At 45.9% G+C, this 24,479-nt stretch carries 19 protein-coding genes; 6 read left to right on the top strand and 13 right to left on the bottom strand.

The genetic code is table 11. The annotated features are described in order from the left end of the window. Window positions 1-47: 47 nt before the first annotated feature. From ACK8OT_RS04115 to ACK8OT_RS04140, 6 genes are all read right to left on the bottom strand, one after another. On the bottom strand, window positions 48-527 hold the full coding sequence (locus tag ACK8OT_RS04115) for a DUF2947 domain-containing protein (protein WP_410195239.1): 480 nt from the start codon (window positions 525-527) through the stop codon (window positions 48-50). 130 nt (window positions 528-657) lie between these two features. Further along, window positions 658-1,326, bottom strand: coding sequence for a tRNA (adenine(22)-N(1))-methyltransferase (locus ACK8OT_RS04120; protein WP_410195240.1), 669 nt, complete (start codon window positions 1,324-1,326; stop codon window positions 658-660). A gap of 113 nt (window positions 1,327-1,439) precedes the next feature. After that, complete coding sequence (locus ACK8OT_RS04125) at window positions 1,440-2,909, bottom strand: glutamate synthase subunit beta (protein ID WP_410195241.1); 1,470 nt, start codon at window positions 2,907-2,909, stop codon at window positions 1,440-1,442. Beyond that, window positions 2,909-7,447 carry a glutamate synthase large subunit gene (gene gltB, locus ACK8OT_RS04130; RefSeq protein ID WP_410195242.1) on the bottom strand — a complete coding sequence of 1,513 codons (4,539 nt, stop codon included), beginning with the start codon at window positions 7,445-7,447 and terminating at the stop codon, window positions 2,909-2,911. Before gltB ends, ACK8OT_RS04125 begins: the two co-directional genes overlap by 1 nt. Window positions 7,448-7,936: 489 nt before the next feature. Then, a complete protein-coding gene (gene hrpA, locus ACK8OT_RS04135) occupies window positions 7,937-11,821 on the bottom strand; it encodes an ATP-dependent RNA helicase HrpA (RefSeq protein WP_410195243.1) in 3,885 nt (1,294 codons plus the stop codon). Window positions 11,822-11,946: 125 nt separating this feature from the next. Next, window positions 11,947-12,363, bottom strand: a complete 417-nt coding sequence (locus tag ACK8OT_RS04140) for a CBS domain-containing protein (protein ID WP_410195244.1) — start codon at window positions 12,361-12,363, stop codon at window positions 11,947-11,949. Window positions 12,364-12,521: 158 nt separating this feature from the next. Here ACK8OT_RS04140 and sbcB point away from each other — a divergent pair, with 158 nt between their 5' ends. Continuing rightward, window positions 12,522-13,949, top strand: coding sequence for an exodeoxyribonuclease I (gene sbcB / locus ACK8OT_RS04145; RefSeq protein ID WP_410195245.1), 1,428 nt, complete (start codon window positions 12,522-12,524; stop codon window positions 13,947-13,949). Between the two features lie 38 nt (window positions 13,950-13,987). On the opposite strand, the gene ACK8OT_RS04150 is transcribed toward sbcB, so the two are convergent. Continuing rightward, window positions 13,988-14,440: a hypothetical protein gene (locus ACK8OT_RS04150; protein WP_410195246.1), complete on the bottom strand. Its 453-nt coding sequence runs from the start codon at window positions 14,438-14,440 to the stop codon at window positions 13,988-13,990. Between the two features lie 176 nt (window positions 14,441-14,616). Here ACK8OT_RS04150 and ACK8OT_RS04155 point away from each other — a divergent pair, with 176 nt between their 5' ends. From ACK8OT_RS04155 to purT, 5 genes are all read left to right on the top strand, one after another. Continuing rightward, entirely contained in the window at window positions 14,617-15,189 is a 573-nt protein-coding gene (locus ACK8OT_RS04155; RefSeq protein WP_410195247.1) for a hypothetical protein, read from the top strand. Window positions 15,190-15,541: 352 nt separating this feature from the next. Then, window positions 15,542-15,889, top strand: a complete 348-nt coding sequence (locus ACK8OT_RS04160) for a CidA/LrgA family protein (RefSeq protein ID WP_410195248.1) — start codon at window positions 15,542-15,544, stop codon at window positions 15,887-15,889. 1 nt (window position 15,890) lies between these two features. Continuing rightward, window positions 15,891-16,577: an LrgB family protein gene (locus ACK8OT_RS04165; RefSeq protein WP_410195249.1), complete on the top strand. Its 687-nt coding sequence runs from the start codon at window positions 15,891-15,893 to the stop codon at window positions 16,575-16,577. A 19-nt stretch (window positions 16,578-16,596) separates the two neighbouring features. After that, on the top strand, window positions 16,597-17,466 hold the full coding sequence (gene cdd, locus ACK8OT_RS04170; RefSeq protein WP_410195250.1) for a cytidine deaminase: 870 nt from the start codon (window positions 16,597-16,599) through the stop codon (window positions 17,464-17,466). 62 nt (window positions 17,467-17,528) lie between these two features. Then, complete coding sequence (gene purT / locus ACK8OT_RS04175; protein ID WP_410195251.1) at window positions 17,529-18,707, top strand: formate-dependent phosphoribosylglycinamide formyltransferase; 1,179 nt, start codon at window positions 17,529-17,531, stop codon at window positions 18,705-18,707. Window positions 18,708-18,778: 71 nt separating this feature from the next. Here purT and ACK8OT_RS04180 read toward each other — a convergent pair whose 3' ends face one another. The 6 genes from ACK8OT_RS04180 to ACK8OT_RS04205 form a co-directional block, all read right to left on the bottom strand. Beyond that, complete coding sequence (locus ACK8OT_RS04180; protein ID WP_410195252.1) at window positions 18,779-20,104, bottom strand: glycoside hydrolase family 18 protein; 1,326 nt, start codon at window positions 20,102-20,104, stop codon at window positions 18,779-18,781. An 87-nt stretch (window positions 20,105-20,191) separates the two neighbouring features. After that, window positions 20,192-20,659, bottom strand: a complete 468-nt coding sequence (locus tag ACK8OT_RS04185) for a hypothetical protein (RefSeq protein WP_410195253.1) — start codon at window positions 20,657-20,659, stop codon at window positions 20,192-20,194. Continuing rightward, window positions 20,656-21,924 (bottom strand): DUF58 domain-containing protein, encoded by a 1,269-nt coding sequence (locus ACK8OT_RS04190; protein WP_410195254.1) that lies wholly within the window; start codon window positions 21,922-21,924, stop codon window positions 20,656-20,658. The genes ACK8OT_RS04185 and ACK8OT_RS04190 overlap by 4 nt, the downstream gene beginning before the upstream one ends. Further along, window positions 21,911-22,891, bottom strand: a complete 981-nt coding sequence (locus ACK8OT_RS04195) for an AAA family ATPase (protein ID WP_410195255.1) — start codon at window positions 22,889-22,891, stop codon at window positions 21,911-21,913. Before ACK8OT_RS04195 ends, ACK8OT_RS04190 begins: the two co-directional genes overlap by 14 nt. Before the next feature lie 10 nt (window positions 22,892-22,901). After that, entirely contained in the window at window positions 22,902-23,465 is a 564-nt protein-coding gene (locus ACK8OT_RS04200; RefSeq protein WP_410195256.1) for a hypothetical protein, read from the bottom strand. Beyond that, complete coding sequence (locus tag ACK8OT_RS04205) at window positions 23,465-24,331, bottom strand: DUF4129 domain-containing protein (protein WP_410195257.1); 867 nt, start codon at window positions 24,329-24,331, stop codon at window positions 23,465-23,467. Before ACK8OT_RS04205 ends, ACK8OT_RS04200 begins: the two co-directional genes overlap by 1 nt. Window positions 24,332-24,479: the final 148 nt, after the last annotated feature.

A 24,479-nucleotide genomic window follows, 5' to 3' on the forward strand; every position in this document is an offset into this window, starting at 1 on the left:
GCCGAGCGAGCTCGGCTCCCACAGGGGTGGATGTGTGATTAAGGCGTTTAACTGCCCGGTTTGATGCCAACGCGGAAGGTGCCATTAGACATAAACTGCACCACTTGCTCGCGCTTTTTGCCAATCAGGATGGAGCCGTCATCTAAGAATAAAAAATTCTTCCAGTGGCGCTGAAACACCTCCCAAGTGGTTTCAATGACGCTGAATCTGTCACTGCAATAAAATACCGTGGTGTTGCCCTGCCAGTTTAGGTGATCGGTTATCAATTGGGGTAATGCCATTTCTTCACTGTCCCATACCGATTCCCAATCCCCCTGCTCTTGCCACGTTTGGATGGCAAATGGCCAGTCGCCTTTTTTGAAAAAATCAGGATGGTCTACTTGTTTGCTGATGCTCATATTCCAAAAATTAGCCGCACGAGTGGGAGCTAACAGCTTGATCTGCGCGTTGTCTTGCTCACTGATGGGTAAATCTTGACGATTGAAGATCCAGGCTTTTTTATGCTCACTTAGCGGTATGTAACTCATGATGCTCCAACTTTTAGGTCCATTTCGCGGTTTAAAAACCGCTCATACTCAGTTCAGATTTTGTGGGTGTAGCAGCGATATAAATCGCGAAAGAACGAGTACACCCCACTACCAAACAAAATAAAACCTTTTATTTTAATAACGCTTGATAGGCGCTTATGATACCTGCTGTGTCCTGCCCACCCAAGCGTAAACGCTGATAATGTTTTATTTTTGCATCAAGATATTGAATTTGTACCGAGCCCATTGGTTGCCAAAGTGATTGGCCAATGGCAGTGAGCGGCTGGCGGCCATGGCGGCCAAGGTGTATTACTTCATAAAATCGCCCATTTTCCTTGATTAGCTGCTCAGCAAACAAGCTCATCCCTTGCGCCATTAAGCGACAGCGCATTTCATATTCGTAATGAACTGGGCAAACAATATAATCTAGCGTTAAATGGGCAAATTGCTGATTCAGTGCGGTGATCATGTCTGCCACCATTTCACCGCCCACGCCCGCAATAATGATGGTATGAGCCAGCCCACCTTGCTCAGTTAACGGCAAATCCGCCACATCAATACAATGACTTTGCCAGCGGCCTTGAATAGAGGGAATAGCACGTAAACGGGCATTTAGGCGCGCGATGATCTCATCGACACAATCAACAAAGTGAACCTTTGAGCCGCTGCTGATGCAATCGGGTTGGCCTAATAAATACAGTCCCAAATAGCCATGATCACAACAACAATCCCAAATCGGCTGGCCGCGAAAGGTGACTTGATTTGCAATGGCCTTAAGCCGTGAACCTAGCTTTGCCATACTGGTTTTACCATAAAGGGTGATACTTCATCATTACAATACGCTACGCCAAAACCAAAAAAGCCAGTCCCTTCGGACTGGCAAAATTGGAAATAGTGTCGCTTTTTTCGTTATTAAGCAGATAGCATCAATGAGTTATTGATACATTCTAGGTTGGTATTACCCATTAGGTATTCGTCAACAGCACGAGCACATTCACGACCTTCATTGATACAACGTACCACTAAAGATTGACCTGTACGCATGTCGCCTGCTGCGAAAACGCCTGCTTGGTTAGTTTGGAAACCGTTAGTCGCCACGTTACCGCGCTCGTCTAATTCGATTTCTAGTTGAGCCAATACGCCTGTTGGCTCTGGGTGTAAAAAGCCCATTGCCAAGAACGCTTTAGTACAAGGAATTGAACGAACAGAGCCTTCAATTTCTTTAAAGCCTGGGCGTTCGCCTGGCTTCGCTTCTTGCCACTCGATATCGGCAATCACTAACTCTTTAACGTTACCGTTTTCGTCACCGATAAACTCTTTAGTTAGGATAGACCATTTACGATCCACACCTTCTTCGTGTGAAGTCGATGTTTTTAGGATCATTGGGTAAGAAGGCCAAGGCATATTTACTGTGCGCTTCTCAGGTGGCATCGGCATGATTTCAACTTGCGTAATGCTTGCCGCACCATGACGGTTAGACGTACCTACACAGTCAGAGCCCGTATCACCACCACCGATAACCACTACGTGATCATCTTTAGCGTGAATTTCTTCGGTCTTCAGATCCATGTTGTTAGCACGACGGTTGTTTTGCGCTAGGAATTCCATCGCAAAATGCACGCCTTTTAGCTCACGACCTGGGATAGGTAGGTCACGAGGTACAGTAGAGCCGCCCGTTAGCAACACCACATCAAAGTCTTTACGTAGTTGCTTCGCGTCAACGTTTACACCGATATGTGCGTTCACTTCAAACTTCACGCCAGCTTGCGCCATCAAATCAATCTTACGATCGATAACTTTCATGCTTAGCTTAAAGTCAGGGATACCAAAACGTAGTAGACCACCTACTTTTTCGTCACGCTCAAACACGGTTACCGTGTGACCTGCGCTGTTTAGCTGCTCAGCAGCGGCTAAACCAGCAGGGCCAGAGCCAACGATAGCAACGGTTTTACCGGTGCGAGAGGTTGGGATCTTCGGCTTGGCGTAGCCTTTTGCGTACGCCGTTTCAACGATGTTCTTCTCAATGTTACAGATAGTGATTGGGTCTTGGTTAATACCCAATACACATGAACTTTCACAAGGAGCCGGACAAACACGACCCGTAAATTCTGGGAAGTTGTTGGTAGAGCTTAGGATATCCCAAGCTTCTTCCCAGCTATCACGGTAAACCGCGTCGTTAAATTCCGGAATAATGTTACCGATTGGACAGCCGTTGTGACAGAAAGGCACACCACAGTCCATACAACGTGAAGCCTGTGTTTGGATTTTCGCGCCGAATTCAGCATCCTTGACAAACTCATCGTTATTTTTAATACGCTCTTGAACTGATACCTTTCCTGGTAGTTCACGACCATGTTCTAGAAATCCAGTTGGCTTACCCATTATACGGCCTCCGCTTCTTTCTGCTCTGCTTCCGCTTTCTTCTTAAGTAAAACGGCTTTGTAATCTCTTGGCATTACCTTAACCATCTTCTTCAGACTACCTTCAAAGTCATTCAAGATGCGCTCTGCTACTTCAGAGCCGGTTAATTTGTGCTGCTTGGTGATCATATCTTTAAGTAGTGCGATGTCTTCCGACTCTAGTGGATCTAAATCAACTAGTTCATCGTTTAGCTTCGACTTAAAGTCACCATTTACATCGTATACGTATGCCACACCGCCACTCATACCTGCGGCAAAGTTACGGCCAGTGCTGCCTAGGATAATCGCAACACCACCAGTCATGTATTCACAACCGTGGTCACCGATACCTTCAACTACCACTTTGGCACCTGAGTTACGTACACAGAAACGCTCACCCGCCATACCGCGAATGAAAGATTCACCCGACGTTGCACCGTAGAAACACACGTTACCAACAACGATGTTATCTTCAGCCACGATGCTTGATTTCGCATCTGGGTAAAGTACTAAGGTACCGCCAGATAGGCCTTTACCCCAGTAATCGTTGGCGTCGCCTTCTACTTCAAATGTCACGCCTTTCGCAAGGAACGCACCTAAACTTTGGCCCGCGCTACCTTTGAACTTAACGTGCATTGGCTGTGGTAAGCCTTTGTCTTTGTAAACTTTAGAGATTTCGTTAGACAACATAGTACCGGCTGAACGGTCGGTATTGATGATGTCAAACTCAGCGTTCACAGCTTTACCTTCAAGTAGCGCTGGTTGCGCCGCTTCAATTAGCTTACGGTCAAGTACCGCTTCTAGACCGTGGTCTTGATCGCGTTGCTTGTACATACCGTCTTCATCACGAGGCATTGCCTTGTGCAGAATAACGCTTAGGTCTAGGTTCTTATATTTCCAGTGTTTAATGTCATCACGCACCTTAAGGATTTGTGATTGACCTACCATCTCATTGATGGTGCGGAAACCAAGCTCAGCCATGATTTCACGTAAACCTTGAACCATGTATTGGAAGAAGGTAACTACGTCTTCTACACGGCCGTCGAAACGGTCACGTAGGGTCTTGTTTTGTGTTGCGATACCGACAGGACAGGTGTTCAAGTGACACTTACGCATCATGATACAACCTTCAACAACAAGTGCTGCTGTTGCTACACCCCACTCTTCCGCACCTAATAAAGTTGCAATCGCTAAGTCGCGTGGCGTCTTCATTTGGCCGTCAGCTTGAACAACGATACGGTTACGTAAGCCGTTCTTCAGTAGTGTTTGGTGAGTTTCAGCTAGACCTAGTTCCCACGGTAAACCGGTGTGACGAATAGATGAAATTGGCGATGCACCTGTACCACCGTCGTAGCCTGCAATCAGTACTACGTCTGCTTTCGCTTTTGCTACACCCGATGCGATCGTACCTACGCCCGCTTCTGATACTAGCTTCACGTTCACGCGACCTTTACGGTTAGCGTTTTTCAAGTCAAAGATTAGCTGTGCTAAGTCTTCGATTGAGTAAATATCGTGGTGTGGTGGTGGTGAAATTAGACCAACACCTGGTGTTGAGTGACGTGTTGCACCAATCCAGTCGTCAACCTTGTGACCTGGAAGCTGACCACCTTCACCCGGTTTTGCACCTTGTGCCATCTTGATCTGGATTTCATCACAGTTAGTCAAGTAGTACGAAGTTACACCGAAACGACCTGAAGCAACCTGTTTGATTGCAGAGCGTTCCCAGTCACCGTTTGCTTTAGGCTCAAAACGTGTTGGGTCTTCACCACCCTCACCTGAGTTTGATTTCGCGCCGATACGATTCATCGCGATCGCTAAGGTAGAGTGCGCTTCGTAAGAAATCGAACCAAATGACATCGCACCTGTTGCAAAACGCTTCAAGATTGATTCAGCCGATTCAACTTCATCAATTGAAATTGGCGTGATTTGATTTTGGTCGAAAACAAATTGACTACGAAGTGTAACTGCGTTGTCGCCTTGTGCGTTTACTGCATCTGCGTACTGCTTAAACATGCCGTAATCGCGGTTACGCGTAGACTGTTGCAGTAAAGAGATAGTTTCAGGGCTAAATAAGTGCTTCTCACCACGTTGTTTCCACTGGTAAACACCACCTACATCTAGGGTTTTAACCGGGATTTCACGTAATGGGTAAGCAAAACGATGACGTACTAGCGTTTCGTTTGCAATGTCGTCAATCGATAGACCTTGGATACGCGATACAGTACCAGTGAAATACTTATCTACTACCGCTTTGCTTACGCCCAATGCTTCAAAAATTTGTGCACCGTGATAAGACTGAACCGTTGAAATACCCATCTTAGAGAAGATCTTCAATAGGCCTTTATCAACCGCTTTGCGGAAGTTTTCAAATAGTTTGTCAGCCGATACGCTGGCGTCTAGTTTGTTGCGTTTTTGTAGCTCTACAACTGTTTCTAGCACTAGGTAAGGGTTGATTGCGTTAGCACCGTAACCGATTAGGGTTGCAAAGTGGTGCGTTTCGCGCGCATCACCTGTCTCAACCACGATGTCTGCTTTAGCACGTAGGCCGTTACGGATCAGGTGGTGATGTACCGCACCTGTGATCAACATGGCAGGGATCGCTGCGTGATCAGAGTTAGCGTTACGATCAGATAGGATGATGATCGAGTAACCTTCTTCAACCGCATCTTGCGCGTAGCGACAAACTTTATTGATCGCTTTTTCTAGCATGCCTGGCTCACCATTAGCGGTGAATAGGATGTCTAGCGTCTTAGCTTGCAGGTGTTTGTGGTCAACGCTGCGGATTTTCTCTAACTGTGCGTTAGAAAGTACCGGTGACTCAAGCTCAATCTTATGACAGTGCTCAGGTGTTTCAGCCAATAGGTTTTGGTCTTTACCTAAGTATGTCTTAAGTGACATAACCATGCGTTCACGAATCGGGTCGATTGGCGGGTTAGTTACTTGAGCAAACAACTGCTTAAAGTAGTGAGATAAATGTTGTGACTGGTGTGACAGTACCGCTAGCGGCCAGTCTGCACCCATCGCACCCAAAGGCTCACCTGCTGTGCCGGCCATGGTTACGATGATCTCATTTAGTTCTTCTGATGTCACACCAAACGCTTGTTGTTTGTTTAGCAGAACGTTAGCCGCTGGCTGCTCGTAGCTGTTTGATGTTGCTGGTAGCGAATCAAGCGTGATCAAGTTGTCTTTGATCCACTGCTCGTAAGGTTTCGCCTTAGCGATGCCATCTTTTACTTCATCATCAGAGATGATACGGCCTTGTTCTAAGTCCGCAACGAAAATACGACCCGGTTGTAAACGACCGCGGTATTCAACGTTTTCAGGTGCAATTTCTACTACACCAGACTCAGATGCCATGATTAGGAAATCGTCTTTCGTTACTGTGTAACGTGATGGACGTAGACCGTTACGGTCTAGGGTTGCACCAACTTGTACACCGTCGGTGAAACACACAGATGCTGGGCCGTCCCACGGTTCCATGATGTTAGCGTGGTACTGATAGAAAGCACGACGCGCAGGATCCATGTTTTTGTTTTCTTGCCACGCTTCAGGAATCATCATCATTAGCGCGTGTGGCAGGGTGCGGCCAGATAGAACGATAAGCTCAAGCGCCATATCGAAGTTAGCCGAATCAGACATACCTTCTTGGCAGATAGGCAGCAGCATGTCGATTTCTGCTTGAGTAAATAGGTTTGACTCAAGGATCGCTTCACGCGCTTTCATCCAGTTGATGTTACCGCGTACCGTGTTGATCTCACCGTTGTGAGCAATGTAACGGAACGGTTGTGCTAGACGCCATCTTGGGAAAGTGTTAGTTGAGAAACGAGAATGTACAAGTGCTAACGCTGTCACCATGCCTGGGTTTTGCAGGTCTAAGAAGTATTGTGGTACTTGCTCAGTGGTTAGCTGACCTTTATATACGGTGGTCTTGTAAGAGAACGAGTTGATATAGAAGTTGTCTTCGATACCTGACACGGATTCTAAACAAATACGTACTGTGTAGTTACGTAGAACGTACAATTTACGCTCTAGTACGGCCGGATCGCAATCTGCGCCACCGGTTACAAATACGTGTTCGAAATGTGGCTCTGTGCTAAGTGGATCGGCACCTAACATCGAGTTGTCGGTTGGCAATTTACGGTAGCCAAGTACTTTTAAGCCTAAACGTTCAACGTTACGCTCTAAAATCTCACGACACTGTGCGCGTTGGTTTTCATCTTGTGGAAACAAGATAACACCCACACCATATTGATCAAACGCAGGAAGGGTAATGCCTTCTTTTAGCGCTTGCTCAACTAAAAATTCATGCGGCTTTTGCAGTAAGATACCTGCGCCGTCACCACTACAAGGATCGCAACCTTGTCCACCCCTGTGCTCCATGCGAGCTAACATGTCTAGGGCTTGAGTTACAATCTCATGAGATTTACGGTTTTTAAGATGAGCTACAAATCCGATACCACATGCATCATGTTCCATTTCTGGCACATATAGACCCTGTGCGCTCTGTTCTCTATTTGTCATAGACACGTCCTTCCAATTAAACAGGCAAAAGCCGACCAAGGCGTTTATTTGCCCAAGCTTTTATTATTTGAAATTTATACACCTACTTACAGCTATCAGACTGAATGTCCGGATTTCGGTGCGAATTCCTAAATTTGCTAACCAGCTGAAAAACACTTTCGCCGTAGCAAATCAATCTCCACAGTCACTCAACATTATTGGATTAAGTGCTGCAGTTTAATAAGGATGGGATTTACATCACTTTCTTATATGTTGTTATTATTTTGAAAAAAGCTCATCAGGTGGGCTTTTTTCGCAGCTATCCTACCGTTTTAGCCGTCTAAAAGCCACTCAAAGTTAGCGTTTAGCCGTAAAAAAACCATTACATTTTACATATACGTTCACTAAATGTGAATTAATATTCACGCAATAAAAAATAAATTTTACATATCAGCAACTTATAATCCATAGACTAAAGTCTAATAACTACCTCGCCGACCCAGGAACCACTTAGCGTAGGCTGTTGTTTATCTCGGCAATCAAGTTTTTCACCCTTTTGACTGACACCGGCACCGCAGTGCCCAGCTGCTGAGCGAATAAAGATACCCGCAATTCTTCCAATAGCCAGCGTAGTTCAATCACTTGTTCAGGCAAGGCTTGACCCTTAGGTAGCTTGGTCAAAATGGCCTGATATTGACTCAATAAGCCTTCCATTTCTAGGGTGTGCTGACGGTCGCGAATCGGATCCACTGGCAGTTTTTCTAAGCGGCGCTCTAATGCTTTCAGATACCGTTCAACATCGGGTAACTTGCTAAACCCTATGTCAGATACAAAGCCTTTATATACCAAACCTTGCAGCTGCGACTTAATATCACCGTGCGCCATGATCATGTCTAAGCCGACCTTGCCTTTTAACTTTTTGTTAACACCATTGGCACAGGTTAAAATTCGCTCAACCACATTGGCAATCGCTAATGTTTGTTGGTCTAAATTAGCCCTTACATGATCCCGAGCTTGGTCAAACTCATTTTGGTTGCTGGGTAAAGCATGCTGAGCAAGCAAGACATCAACCGCAGCGGCGATACAATCATCAATCAAGTCTTTAACTTGGCCAAATGGGGTAAAATACAGCGCCAATTTTGCCTTATTGGGCAGAGACTTTTGCAAATACTTAATCGGCGATGGCACGTTGAGTAACATCAGCCTACGCATACCTTGGCGATTCGCAAGCTCTGCTCTTGCTGGGCTATCAAATAACTCAATCGCCACACTACTACGTTTATCCACCAGCGCAGGAAAGGCTTTAACTTCATAGCCACCGTGATCTTTAACGAACTCTTGCTGTAATTCACCAAAGTCCCACTCAACGATGCCGGTTTTTTCTATGCCTTTATCCGCCACGGTGGACAGCGCTTGTTGTACCTCGCCCTGCAATTGAACTTGCAGCTCGCTTAATACCTTACCTTGGGCTAACACCTTGCCGTTTTTATTGAGCACTTTAAACTTCATTCGTAGGTGCTCAGGCAAGGTTTGCAGATCCCATTGGTCATGCTCCACCCTAACCCCTGTCATGCGCAGCAATTGTTTGGCTAAGCTGTCAATTAAACTGCCGTCTTCGGGTGACATATTTGCTAATGCGGCACTGGCGTAATTTGGCGCAGGCACAAAGTTACGACGCAACGATTTCGGCAGAGATTTAATCAAACTCACCACCAGCTCTTCACGCAATGCAGGGATCAGCCAGTCAAACCCCGTGTCTTCAAGTTGGTTTATGATGGCTAAGGGAACATTCACCGTGATGCCATCGTCTATTGCGCCCGGCTCAAAATGATAGTCGAGCTTTAACTTAAAGCTGCCTTGTTGCCAAAAATCTGGATAGGCATTACCGGTCACATGCTCAGCGTCGTGAGCCATCATTTGCTCACGCTCGAAGTTTAAATATTCCGGCAAGCGCTTACTTTGCTTACGCCACCAAGTATTAAAATGTTCACCCGAGACAATCTCTTCTGGCAGCTTTTGGTCGTAAAAATCAAACAGGACTTGATCGTCAACCAAGATATCGCGACGCCGTGATTTATGCTCTAGCTCTTCGATAATTTGGCGCAGGGATTGGTTTTGTTTAAAAAACGCAAACTTGGTATCAAACTCCCCTTCAACGAGAGCGCTGCGAATAAACAGCTCACGACACACCTTAGGATCGATGTCCGAATAGAGCACTTTACGATTAAGCACCACTGGAATGCCATACAAGCTTTGCTTTTCCAGCGCCATCACCGCATTACTCTTCTTCGACCAATGAGGCTCGCTATAGCTACGTTTAATTAAGTGCTGGGCAAGAAGCTCAAGCCATTCCGGTTTGATGCGTGCACCGATGCGACCAAACAGTTTAGAGGTTTCAACTAACTCGGCCACCATCAACCATTTTGGCTGCTTTTTGTATAAACCTGAGCCGGGGAACAGATAAAACTTACTGTTGCGGGCACCCAGATATTCTTGCTCTTTATCTTTAAAGCCCACATGGGAAAGCATGCCTGACACCAGTGAACAGTGAATAGCATCATAATCGGCAGGCGTAGAGTTTATGCCAATGCCCAACTCTTTGATCACTTGGCGGATCTGAGTGTAAATATCTTGCCATTCACGCACTCGCATATAGGCCAGATATTCTTTCTTACACATTTTTGAAAACTGGCTACCTGAAAGCGCCTTTTGCTGCTCTTTGATGTATTGCCAAAGATTCAAAAAGGTTAAAAAATCAGAATCTTTATCGTGAAAACGGCGATGCATTTCATCGGATGCTTGCTGTTTATCCAATGGCCGCTCGCGTGGGTCTTGAATGCTTAGCGCAGCCGAAATAACCATCACCTCATTGACACAATTAAAGTCCTGTGCGGCCAAGATCATTCGCGCCAGCCTTGGGTCAACCGGTAATTTAGCTAATTGCTCACCAATTTTAGTTAAACGCTTACGCGGATCACGCTGGGTTAAATCCACCGCCCCGAGCTCTTCTAACAGTTTCATGCCGTCATTAATGTTGCGCGCATCGGGCGCTTGTAAAAACGGAAACTTTTGAATTTCACCAAAGCCCAGTGCCAGCATTTGCAAAATAACCGAAGCAAGGTTGGTACGCAAAATTTCAGGATCGGTAAACTCACTGCGGCCGTTATAGTCATCTTCGCTGTATAAGCGAATACAAATACCTTCACTGACACGACCACAGCGGCCACTGCGTTGATTGGCACTGGCTTGTGAAATGTCTTCAATCGGTAACCGTTGCACCTTAGTACGATAGCTATAACGACTGATGCGCGCGGTACCGGGATCGATAACATATTTAATGCCCGGCACTGTCAGTGAGGTTTCAGCCACGTTGGTGGACAAAATAATGCGTCGTCCGCGATGTGGCGCGAAAATCCGGTTTTGCTCGACAGCACTTAAGCGGGCAAATAACGGCAATATTTCGGTATGGCGAAAATCACGCTTTTGCAGCGCATCGGCGGTATCGCGAATTTCACGCTCACCATTTAAAAATACTAAGATATCACCGTTACTTTCACGGCCCAGCTCCTCAACCGCACTAATAATGCCGTCAATTTGATCGCTACTGTCAGTTTCTTCAAGTGGGCGATAACGGATTTCGACCGGAAAGGTACGCCCCGATACTTCAATGATGGGAGCATCATTAAAATGCTTAGCAAAGCGGTCGGGATCAATCGTCGCGGAAGTAATAATTACCTTTAGATCTGGACGCTTAGGCAATAAACGCTTCAAATAACCCAAGATAAAGTCAATGTTTAAGCTGCGCTCGTGGGCCTCATCGATAATGATGGTGTCGTACTGATTTAAAAAGCGGTCCGATTGAATTTCAGCCAGTAAAATACCGTCGGTCATCAATTTAATATAGGATTCATCGCTGAGCTGGTCGGTAAAACGCACCCGATAGCCCACGGTTTGGCCTAATTCACTGTCCAACTCTTCGGCAATCCGGCTAGCAACACTGCGCGCGGCCAGACGTCTAGGCTGCGTATGGCCGATTAAACCATCCACACCGCGGCCTAACTCTAAACAAATCTTGGGGATTTGGGTGGTTTTACCTGAGCCTGTTTCACCGGCAATGATCACCACTTGGTTATCGCGAATGGCATTGGCGATATCTTCACGCTTTTGCGTAACGGGTAAGCTTTCTGGGTAAGTTACTTTAGGTAAATGGTCAGCACGCCATTGGCGAATAGCAATCGACTTTTCAATCTCTTGACCAATTTTGGCTAAGATATTTTCAGTGCTCTTATTGGCGCCTTTTTTTAGCGCACCCTCAATCCGGCGTAGAAAACGAAATTGATCTTTTTTAAGACAAAGTGAAATGCGTTGCTTAAGTGCGATTACTGCGTCTGACAAAACGTGACCCTCATACAATGTAGGGCGCAGATGCTAGCAGATATCACATATTTGATAAATACATACGGGTGATCGAAAATACCAAGGGTCAACATGTTGACCCTTCATTTAATGACCAATTCGGTTTATGCGGTTTTCACATAACATGACTTAAGGTGTTGATAAACCGCTTTTATCACATCATGGCGAGCAATTACCCCAACTAATCGCCCTTCATCCACAACCGGATAGGCTTTAGGTTTAGGTAACAACATTTGTTGTCCCACATCCAAAATACTGGCATTGAGTGGCAGCGATAACACATCGGTTCGCATCATGTCTTCCACTAAGGCCGCACTTTCACAGTGATAGCTGGATTCAATCATCTTTTTCAAACAATCTTGCTCTGAAATCCAACCTATCACTTGCTTTTGTTCATCTAATACAGGCCCGCCAATTTGGTTTGCTCGCATTAATTTTTCTACCGCATGGGCTACAGTCTCAGTACGATGAAAGGTGACTGGACGCCGATTGATATAACTAGCTATGGTTATTTCTTCCATCTGGGCACTCCCTTTACTGCCTATATTGTTAAGGGTAGCTCTAAATCGTCATTGTGGAAGCGTGAATAGTATTTTTGATAACAAATATTGAGTCAGGTTATGACACGAGCTCATCATCAGGTATTATGGCCGATAAACCTAATTATTGATGGAACGGCATGTTACAACCCACCCCTTCACTGCTTTGGCATGATTATGAATCGTTTGGCTTAAATCCGGCGACCGATCGCCCATCTCAATTTGCGGCCATTCGCACCGATTTAGATCTTAATGAAATTGCCGATCCCATTGAGATTTTTTGTCAGCCCCCCAGTGATTATTTGCCCAGCCCGATGGCCTGTTTAATCACAGGAATCACACCACAACGGGCGATGGCAAAAGGGGTCAACGAAGCAACCTTCATCAAACAAATTCATACCCAAATGATGCAGGAAAACACCTGTGTCGTGGGGTACAACAATATACGTTTTGATGATGAAGTGACGCGCTTTTGTTTGTATCGTAATTTTTTCGACCCCTATGAGCGTGAATGGAAAAATGGCAATTCCCGCTGGGATATTCTGGATATGGTGCGCGCCTGCTATGCGCTGCGACCTGAGGGTATCGAATGGGTCATCGATGAAGAAACGGGCACGCCTTCGTTTCGTCTCGAATTACTAACCCAAGCCAACAACATTAGCCATGCCAATGCCCATGACGCCGTTTCCGATGTTCGTGCAACAATTGCCATGGCCAAACTTATCAAGCAAGCCCAACCTAAACTGTATGATTACTTGTTTAAATTGCGGGATAAGAAACGCGTCGCGGAGATAATCAATCAAGCTATTGTTAAGCAAGCGCCACTGGTCCATGTTTCTGGGATGTTCCCTGCCCTGCAAGGCTGCGCCTCATACATCGCGGTGATCGATTGGCACCCAAGTAATAAGAACGCCGTGATTGCGTTAGATTTAACCCAAGACATCAGTCAGTTGTTAACCTTAACGTCAGCGCAAATAGCTGAGTACCTTTACACCAAGCAAGCTGATTTACCCGAGGGCATTAAACGTCCACCATTAAAGCTTATCCATACCAATAAGTGCCCTGTGGTGGCCACGGCCAAAACCTTAACTGAGCAACGCGCCGATGAGCTTGGCATTAATCGCCAACAATGCCGCCAATCCCTTAATCTGTTACTTGAGCATCCTGAGTTAAAACAAAAACTGGTTGATGTTTATCGTCTTGAACGCCAATTTGAGCCATTAAGTGATCCTGAAACCCAGCTATACAGTGGTGGATTTTTCAGTCAAAGTGATAAATCCCTATTTAGCATCATTCGTGACAGTGAGCCCAGCCGCCTTGCTAGTATGGAATTTAATTTCGAAGATAAGCGTTTGCCTGAGATGCTGTTTCGCTATCGTGCACGCAACTTCCCACAAACACTTGATGAAAATGAACTAATACGTTGGCAGCATCACTGCAAAGCTTACTTTGACCAACACGGCAGTAAATTCATTACCGAGTTAGAAGCGCTCTACATGGAGCATCAAAACAATGAAGCGAAATGCAAAATACTCAAGGCGCTGCACCAATTTGTTAGTGAGCGCTAAGGTCATATTCATGACTGAGGTTAATCCAAGCCCATTGGTTACTCCCAATAAGTGCGCTCAATGCGCACTATACTGGGATGGGCAGCCAAGTTAATAAAATGCGTGCGGTAATTTTCAACCGCCGTGTTGCCAATCACCAAAATCTGTGCCCCGTCACCCTTGGGGCTCACATCACAACCAATCCGCCCCCGGCTGGACGCCATTATTTGTAATTTAGGATAGAGCTGATTCACCTCATCTATTAACGCGTCTTGATTTGCGAGGCAAAATTCAAAATCAAGGGCAACGCCCCCATCCAAACCTTGTGAGTCCAAGGCTCTAATATCAAAATTTGCCTTAGCAAGGCCATCAGACTGCTGCTGGCACCCCACCACCAATAAAGATAGCGCCAAAAATACATACTGGCATATACCTTGTATGCACTTAAAGGGACGAACAACGAACACTTGGCGCAAGGTTTTTTGGTCTAGCCAAGTACTAGGTAAAAACATAACAGATACCTTTAATTGATTCATACAAACTTAAAGATCGAGCAATAGAATCATGTAGATCTCAAGTTTTAATCATAAGTTCAGTGATTAGCCGATCCTGCTCAAAAAATCGCCCTAAGTCGATTTTCTTAGACCAGCAAGTTTGTATACTCCGATTGTGGTATAAGGAGTCGACCATGTGTAAAGTCAGTTCATTCATTACAATGCGTGCATCATACATAAGCTCAGCGGCCATGTTAGTGCTACTAACAACACTGCCTTATTCAAATGGGGTTAACGCAAAAGAAAATGAATCGCAAGTTGCCAACCCTTTTGTTACCACAAGTACTTACCTAACCAGTCTACCCGCCGAAACCTATAAAAAAATGAAGGGTACTTTTGCCAAAATTTATCAACAAACCACCTTTGATACTGATTTGGCAAGATCCACGTTTCATCAAAGCAGCTATTACGATGTACTTGCGTTACCCCTGGTTTCATCCAAGGATAAAACCGTCAACTTAGAAGTTTTTGGCCAACTTTATGATGAAAACAGCATCGCTTATAGCCAAATGTCAGACACCCTGACCCTCCATGATTTTCAACAAAACAGCAGCCAAATCAACCAAGATAAGAATGATCTCGCCGTGGGTGTAGGCCTTAGTTTTGACGTCGATCGAAACGTCAAACTTCGCACCCTGTATAGCACAGGTCAAATTCCTGGTTATGGCGATAGTCAGTTTAGCCTTGGTTTTGAGATGAAGTATTAGGGTCTGTTGATCTTTTGTGCTTGTTTTTGAAGCAATTTGTTGTTCATTTATACAATACAGTTGCTTTGTGGCATAGTGAAGTACGCGAAAAGTCTCTAACGCAGTAGAAATGACCAACAAACGCTTTCCTACGGATTCGGCTACAAGCGTTTTGCCCGTCGTTGAGCAGTATTTACTTAGAATGCTAAGCTGCACACTGCTCGCCTTGTTCAAAACGCTTCTATCTCGAACAAAATTCAACCCCCAAAGATCAACAGACCCTAGAGTGATCTTGTAGACATTGAGCTGATGACTCGAAAATTCGCTAGTTCTGAATTACAATAGCGCGCTAATCTCTTTTTATAGTAAGACTATGTTGCTATTGCTTCGAGCTGCCTTGATCATCTGGCTATATTTACTGGCTGGTAAAGCCATTGCTACCTTACTGCCATTTGGCTTTCCAGCCAGTATTTTAGGTCTGATCTTGCTGTTTATCAGCTTTCAGGTTGGCTTAGTGAAACTCGATTGGGTTAAACCCGTGGCCGACCCGATACTGACTTACATGGCGCTATTGTTTATCCCTATTGGCGTAGGTCTGGTCAATTACCTCGAATTAATCCAAGGCCAATGGCCTAGTATCGTTGCCTGTATCTTGATCGGAACCTTTGCCGTCATGACCCTTGTTGGTCACTTATTTCAACGATTCAATCAGGTGAAATAATATGTTTTGGCTGGCGCTTCCTCTTACCATTGTGGTTTATTTTGGCTTTAGAAAACTCTATAGCAAGTGGGCATGGCCCTGTTTTAACCCCGTGCTATTATCGATGGTGAGCTTAATTGTATTGCACATCACCTTTGACTTACCTTATCAAGAATACGCTCAGGGCGCTTATCCGCTAACTTGGCTGCTTGAGCCTGCAGTAGTTGCACTGGCGGTGCCCTTGTATTTGCAAGCCGCGCAGATCAAAAAGCAACTGGGCCCTATTTTACTGGCCTGCACGGTGGGCGTGAGTGCCTCATTGCTTATCGTTATTCCCCTTGCTTGGGCTTTCGGCGCAGATTTAGCAGTGATAGCCTCGCTGGCTCCGCAGTCGGTTACCACACCGGTTGCCATGAGTATTACCCAGAGTTTGGGCGGTATTCCAGCATTAACGGCGGCGGTGGTGATTGTTGTGGGCATATTAGGCGCCGCATTTGGTTTACCTTGGCTGCGCTTGGTGGGGGTAAACGATCATCACGCACAAGGATTGGCCATGGGCTGCGCGGCACACGCCTTAGGCACCGCACGCGCCATTGAACATAGCGAGCGTCACGGCGCGTATTCATCCTTGGCGTTAATCTTATGCGCCGTGTTAATGGCCTTACTTGCGCCAATCATTTTTTCACTTTATATGCTATTTTTGACTTAACTTATTGAAGGAAGAGACAATGAACGCATCTATTTATGATAAAGCCCTAACCCAACTTCCTGAATCTATCCAAGCTAAGCTCAAGCAAACTTTTGCCGAGCAGCCGTTTACAGGGCAAATACCAGCGTCGATCATGGCGCAATTTACATCCGAGCAAATGCCTTCGCTACTATCATTTGCGGCAAGTTTTGCAATCACTCCGGTATCCAATTTTAACGTCGGCGCGTTTGTTATCGGTAACAGCGGTGCCGCATATATCGGCGCAAACTTAGAATTTGCCAATCAACCTCTGGGGCAAAGTGTTCATGCCGAACAAGCCGCAATCAATAACGCTTGGCTGGCCAATGAAACGGGGATCAAGCAACTTTATGTCAATGCCAGCCCATGTGGTCACTGCCGTCAGTTTATTCGTGAAGTAGCCGGACAAGATAGCTTAACGGTGCAGGTGTTAAACCATGGCTCGCAATCTTTCCCACAGTTACTGCCTGACAGCTTTGGTCCGCAAGATTTAGGCAATCCTTATGCGCTATTTGAGCAGCAAAAACAGCACTTCAATACCACTACTCAAGACCAGCCATACCAAGCCATCATAGCGCAAGCCAATCTCAGTTATGCACCTTACACCGGCTATTATCATAGCTTGGGATTGCAAACCGTGAATGGCCAATGGTTTATTGGGCGTTACGCGGAAAACGCAGCTTATAACCCTAGCTTGCCCGCACTGCAATCGGCCCTTTCACAACTGCGTTTTGCTGGCTTTAGCCCAACCGATATCAAGGCAGCGGTGCTCGCCCATCGGGATGAACAAAAAATCGACATGACACAACAATATGAAATGCTACTTAAGCAGTTTAATCAACTTGAACTGACCGTTATCAAACTAAATTAAAACTACAATAAGTAAGCTAGACCAAATATCATAAACACACTGACATTAAGGGATATTTCAATATGATAGGAACCGCAAACTGCACCAATGCCACTCGGGCATTATTACTGGGCTCGGGCGAATTAGGTAAAGAAGTGGCGATTGAATTACAGCGCTTTGGCATCGAAGTGATTGCCCTTGACCGCTATGAAAATGCCCCTGCAATGCAAGTTGCTCACCGCTCTTACACGGTTGATATGCTTGACGGTGCTAGCATAGAGCAAATTATCGAGCAGGAAAAACCTGACTATATCATCCCTGAAATTGAAGCCATTGCGACCTCAAAACTGATTGAGCTTGAAGACAAAGGCTACAATGTGGTGCCCACAGCTCGCGCCACGGCGCTTACCATGGATCGTGAAGGTATTCGCCGCTTGGCCGCTGAAGAGCTTGGTATCCCAACCTCACCTTACCAATTTGTCGACAACAAAGCCGATTTTGACCGCGCTGTCGCTGAAATTGGCATGCCTTGTGTGGTAAAACCTGTCATGAGTAGCTCAGGTAAAGGCCAAAGTGTGATCCGTGAGTCGTTCGATATCGACATCGCTTGGACTTATGCCCAAGAAGGTGGCCGCGCGGGTAAAGGTAAGGTCATCGTTGAAGGCTTTGTCCCATTTGAATATGAAATCACCCTACTGACTGTTCGTGCCGTCGATGGCATCCATTTCTGTGCCCCCATAGGTCATCGCCAAGAAGACGGCGATTACCGTGAATCATGGCAGCCACAAAAAATGGAAGACGATCTACTTGAAAAAGCGCAAGCCATGGCTGCAAAAGTTGTTGAGAATTTAGGTGGTTACGGTTTATTTGGCGTAGAGCTGTTCATTAAAGGCGACGATGTGTTCTTTAGTGAAGTATCACCTCGCCCACACGACACCGGCATGGTGACCTTAATTTCTCAAGATTTGTCGGAATTTGCGTTGCACGTACGCGCAATCCTTGGTTTGCCAATCTGTAAAATCAGACAGTTTGGTCCTTCCGCTTCAAGCGTTATCATGGGTGAAGGCTTTTCCAATAACATTCGCTATGACTTAGTCGGTGAGGCCTTAGCGCGGATCCCTGGCTCACAAATTCGCCTGTTTGGTAAACCTGAAATAGCCGGCTCACGCCGCCTAGGTGTGGCTTTGTGTCGCGGCCAAGATACCGAGATTGCCGTCGCGATGGCAAAATCTGTTTCTAGTCATGTCAAAATCGTTATCTAATGCCTTAGCGTATAAGGGTTAAAAAAGGAGGCAAGTTGCCTCCTTTTTACTTTACCCTTGATGCGTAACCCTTAAACTAAATCGACTTGCTCTGCTTCGATTTCGCTATCTGCTCGCTCTTCACCAATCAGCCCAAGCACCTTTGCCGTGTGCAAAAACACATCACCGGTTTGGCTAAATTCCTTATCTTGTGACTGTGGATAGTCAGGCACATAAAACGAATCATCACTGCAGGGACTTGAATAGCTCCAAAAGCTCGCGCCATCTTGAACGCGACCAAACTCGGCAATGTAACCGTACAAATAACTGAGTCGCTTAGGCGTATAAGCAAACTGCGGCCAAGCCTCTTTACCCACATGACAGCCATGGCCGATAGCAAACCCAGAGGCGGTTTCACTCAGCTGGGCTAAATACTCAGACACACAGCGGTGAGCTTCGTAACATAAAATGCGCGCTAACACATTGGCGGTGCCCATGTTGTATGCCTGATAAATCACTAAATCAAGCATATTGCCAATACAGGGATAGCGCTCTTGACTGGCTTTGATTGGATTATTGCCAAGCAACACTTCAACCATTTTACCTGTAGACGGGAAATCATAAGCGCTTGCTACGGTGCCAACATGGCATAAACCCGCTTGGCGATAAGTTGATGCTTGGCCTAACTCGCCAATCGCACACTCTTGTTCACGCTCTGGCTCGTCAATCAAGTTGGCAAGTTGATTAATAATGTCACCGCAATTGTCGGCCAATTGCCCCAAGTAACTGGCATCAAATCGCGTCAGTTTAGGCTCGGTAATGCCCATAGCATGGTAAGCATCTTCGCCACCCAATAAGCCAACCGCGGTGGGCGCGCAGCTGAGAAAATAGTGTTTACCTGTGTGCTCACTTTGCTTATCCAGAGCGTGGCGAAAGCCAACAATAATCTCCTGATAGCGGGCAATTTGCGCGGGGGTCGCTGTCATCAAGCCTGCGGGCTCATAGTCAATGTCAACGCCGTCTAAATCCAAATCAGCAACCAAGCGGGCAATGTTGTCAAACTGGGTGCCTTCAAATTCGCCGCCAATCTCACCCCCTACCGATATCATTACGGTTTGACCATGGGTTAATGCCAAGCAAGACTTAAGTTGCTTTAGCGTCGGCGAGCTAGCGTGGCTAAGTTGATCAAGAGCCTGATCTTCACCTTCAAAAAAAACGTCGCTGATCTTGGCCGTTAAATCGCCATCATAGCTAAGCTGAGGCGAAACAAACGACAAAATAATATGGGTAATATAATTGGGTACATTAGCCAGTTTACTGTGGGCGGGTTTATGCCAATTCAACTGGCGCTGCCACATTGGGAAATAGGTGATTTGAATGGCCATTATGCTCGACTTGTTAAATAAAATGGCGCTCATGATACTCAGCTCACCGCGGTGAACTCAACCCAGTCGATCACACTCCCCGGCAAAGAGCAGCAACAGCTGCCCTTAGTTTGATCTATTTCAAGGTTCTTGATGACTTATCGATTGTTTTTCGCGCTTAACACTGATCGCGCAGATAAAACTCACTATCACACAAAGCAAACAGGCAATGGCCAAGCCAATGGATAGGGAAAACGTCAGCGAATATAGTCCACCAACAATCACCAACACCGAGCAGCTAAGTAAGCATAACTGCTTGGTTTTGCGCACCATGGAGGCCTGAGTATCTTGATTTAATCGTTGCTGCTCCAGCTGCCAGCCCACCATTGCCATCGCGAACATGCTGATAACAGCATAAAAATCGTCACCCTTGATAGCAATCACGACCAAAGCCAAAGTGGTGAGATAAAAAATCACTGCCGAGACATTTTTATCCATATGATAAAAGGGAAACAACAACAAAATTACCAGCGCCATTAACCCGTGAGGATAATACAACCCCACTATCGCCAGTACAGACAATAGTTGAAACAACACGGCCATGATCATCCCATTCTCCTTTTAAGGCGCAGCGCTGGCACTAAACTTTGGTGGTAAAACTGACTTAACTCTTGCTCCATTGGCCATGGGATCAGCAAAAATCCAAGCTGTCTAAATTGCTTCAACAAGGGTTCACGATGTAGGCGATATAAATCAACCACCTGCTGCTTTTTCTCTGCGTCTATTAAACCCGAGGGATCGGGCACTATCACGGTCAAGTCGTACCCTGCTCGTTTCAAACCTTGTAACAAATGTAAATCACTTTGCTGTAGTTGACTGATCAACACCAAATTGGCTTTGTTGGGAAAATAGAGCGCCGGTTTATGCTCTAATGCCCATAAATTGAGTCCATCGGCCTGCGCTGGCTCAACCTTAGTCAGGGCATGCTCAATCTTTCTCAACTGCCTACGACCAAAATGCGGATAAACATAATCAAGTTGCTGGCCCAATGTCAGTAAGCCAAGGCGGTGACCACTGCGCAATAGGCTTTTGGCCATGGTTAAACCTAAAGCTAAGGTTAAATCTAAACCACTTGCTAAGACGTCGTTTCCTTTAGCTACATTGAGAGCGCCTATGTTGCGGGCATCCAAAATCAAACCGACATTCATATTACTGTCTTGCTCATATTCATTGGCCAATAATAAGCTGTCATGTTTCGCACTGGCGCGCCAATTAATGGCCTTACTGGGCATGTGCTCTTGATATTGGCTTAAGCCAAAGAAGGCTTCTCCCGTGCCCGCCTTTCCAGCCGCCACAACCCCATTAAAACCAAAGGTTTTGCGAGAGCTTAAGGGGATATTTGCCATCACGCTTGCAGCTGGCACTTGCGTCAGCGTACAGGGCTTGGACACAATCTCACGGTGATAGATTTGACCAATAAAATCCGCCGCCGCTATTTCAATCTCATTAAACTCAAACTGACCGCGACTCAATGGCAGCTGTCGACTAAATACCAAGGGCTTGCCTTGCTTTAGCGGGGCGCTGTATTCAACATAAGGCGTCGTCGCCAATATATTTCTCGGCATTGCCTCTTTAATGTAAACATGCTGAATATTCCCCTGCTCACTGGTAATGTGATAATTAAGCGCTATGTGCCCCTGCTGTTTTGTCACCTCACGCCGAACGGTCAGTTTGGCTAACGGCTGAGTCATGCTTGCGACCAACAAATAACTCAGAGGAAATAGGCTCATCGCCACTAATGTTGCATTACTTAGCAACAAGCCAAGTAGCAGTAAGAGAACAAAAACCAGTTGCAGTGACTTACGCTGCTCCATGGCCTGTTCCCATCGGCACTGCCAAGCTGTTTAATATTTGACTGATGATCTTTTCGCCCGCTTGCTCTTGTCCCCATAGCTCAGGAGACAAACTTAATCTATGAGCCAAACACGGCACCGCAACGGCTTTTATGTCATCGGGTAACACATAATCTCGCCCTTGCATGGCGGCCCAAGCGCGGCTGATGGATAACAATGCCAAACTGGCGCGTGGGCTTGCCCCTACCAAGACATTGGCATGGCCACGGGTCGCACGCACAATTTGCACTATGTAGGATTGTAGTGCTTCGCTAACAGTTACCTGCTCAATCACATTTTGCATCGCCAATAATTGAGCTTGGTCGGTTATTACCTTTAACTCCGGCTGTGCGGTGCAGCGCGTTAGCCTTGCTTGTAAAATTTCAACCTCTTGCTGCTCATTGGGATAACCTACCGACAGTTTTAATAAAAATCGGTCAAGCTGGGCTTCGGGCAAAGGAAAGGTCGACTCGTATTCTATGGGGTTTTGGGTTGCCATGACAAAAAATGGCTGCGGCAAATGCATGGTTTCTCCGTCTAAGGTCACTTGCTTTTCCTCCATCGCCTCAAGCAGCGCCGATTGTGCCTTAGGTGAGGCGCGATTGATCTCATCCGCCAATAATACCGAAGTAAAAATCGGCCCTTTCTTCAACTGAAATTGATTGGCTTGGCGGTCAAAGATAAACCCGCCCAAGATGTCCCCGGGCAGTAAATCGGGAGTGAATTGGATCCGCTTAAATTCAAGTCCAAGCACGCGAGCAAAGCTTTTTGCTATCTGGGTTTTGGCCACGCCGGGATTGTCTTCCAATAACACATGTCCTTGAGCCAATAGCGCGGCCAACACTTGCTCTAACACCAGACGTTTGCCAATGATCCCTTGCTCAACTTCGGCTAAAACGGTGGCACAAATAGCCGGGATCTGGGCTGCACTCAGCTCAGTTGTCGTCATATTACACTCCTTAGGGTAAGTCGGATAAAGTCGTTAGAGCCGCCAAAATCGTTAATGCATAAGGCAAATATGCACGGTTTGATAGCGGCCAATGGCCAAAGCTTACTGTTTGCCGCCAACTAGGCTTAACCTGAAACAACAAGGCTCGCCTAAGCTCACAACTAATTTTTTTATCTTGGCTTAATTGCTTTAAGCCATCGCGACTATTTATTTGATACTGCCTACAATACTGCTTGAGAAACAGGGCCTTCACATGGGCATGTAACTTAGCTTCATTGCCAGGGGTGAATAAATCACTTAACTGCTGCAACAAATGTGGACTCTCGCTTTGCTCAACTTGTGGATTAACCAGCAACACGGGGGCGGCTAAATCTGCTTGTTTGATCCGTTGTAGCGCGATAAAAAAGAGCAATAAAATCAATCCAACCCAGATAAACACACTGGGGATGGTCAACATCCAAGTAAGCACTTCGACCAACCACAGAGGCTTAATACTGGCAATCAAGGTAACACCAATAGCAAAGACTAAAGCTGAAATGACGAATAATCTGGCGTTATTAAAGGCATGTTTCATTAGGATTGCGCCCGTGAAATTTCATCTAAATGGGTGATGGCCATTACCACTTGTTCGGATTGCAACTCAAGTTGGCTATAGCAGGCTTGTTCAAATAACAAGGTGAGTTGATACAAAGGCTGAGCCGGTAACTTGGCATCTTTGAGCTGCTGATAAAACTCCTGAGCCGTTTGTGCCTGATGACGCACCAGATCATATTCCGTCGCTAATAGCTTGAGCATTTGCATATAGCAATCAATTATTTGCGCCTTACCACAAGCCGAACTAGCTTGCATCAGTGCCGCTTGTTGCTTGGCTAAACTTGCCAAAGGCGCAGGCTTATCGACTGCACTGTGAGGCTCTTTGACGTGAACTTTCTGCCTAAAAGTCACCACTACCAGTAACAAAATCAACAGCACCAGCGCAATAATAACACCAGTATTAAGGGTTAAACGTTTATCTTGCTCCGCAGGCTCTCCAATGAGTTTCTGCTCCAGCCAGCCACGCACAGCTTGTTCTTCTATCTGCCTAACAGGCATGCCAGGCTCAGTGTGCTGACTTGTCATGGCCTGTGGCGTCTCATTAGAGGGCTGAGCCAGCCCAGTGCCTAGATGAACAAAACCATAAAACAGCGCCATACCGACAACATATATCAACACGATATGACGCATATATTGGGCGTTGAATAGCATAAAAATAATGCCAGCCATGGCCAACAACATCATCATAATGATGGGAATACCCATCGGCGAGCCAAGCAGGATATTGGTTGCGTTTTTATAATATTCAGGTACTTGAATTTGCAACGCGATGCTATCCAAGCTGACAAAAAGAATCATCACTAACAGCATAGTGGCTAAATAGAAGCACGACGCGCGATTTAACATGTCTAATCCTTTACCTATGCACAAAAAGGTCAATCCCATTCCCAACAGAGCCGTCATAATCCTATTCGTTACAACAAGTTAAGTTCTGACTAAAAATGCGATATGAAGGATATTAACCTAGGTAAAGCGGAAAATTAAGCAAAGGAGT

This window comes from Motilimonas thetidivivens (assembly GCF_046452435.1).
Classification (GTDB): domain Bacteria; phylum Pseudomonadota; class Gammaproteobacteria; order Enterobacterales; family CBDFNC01; genus Motilimonas.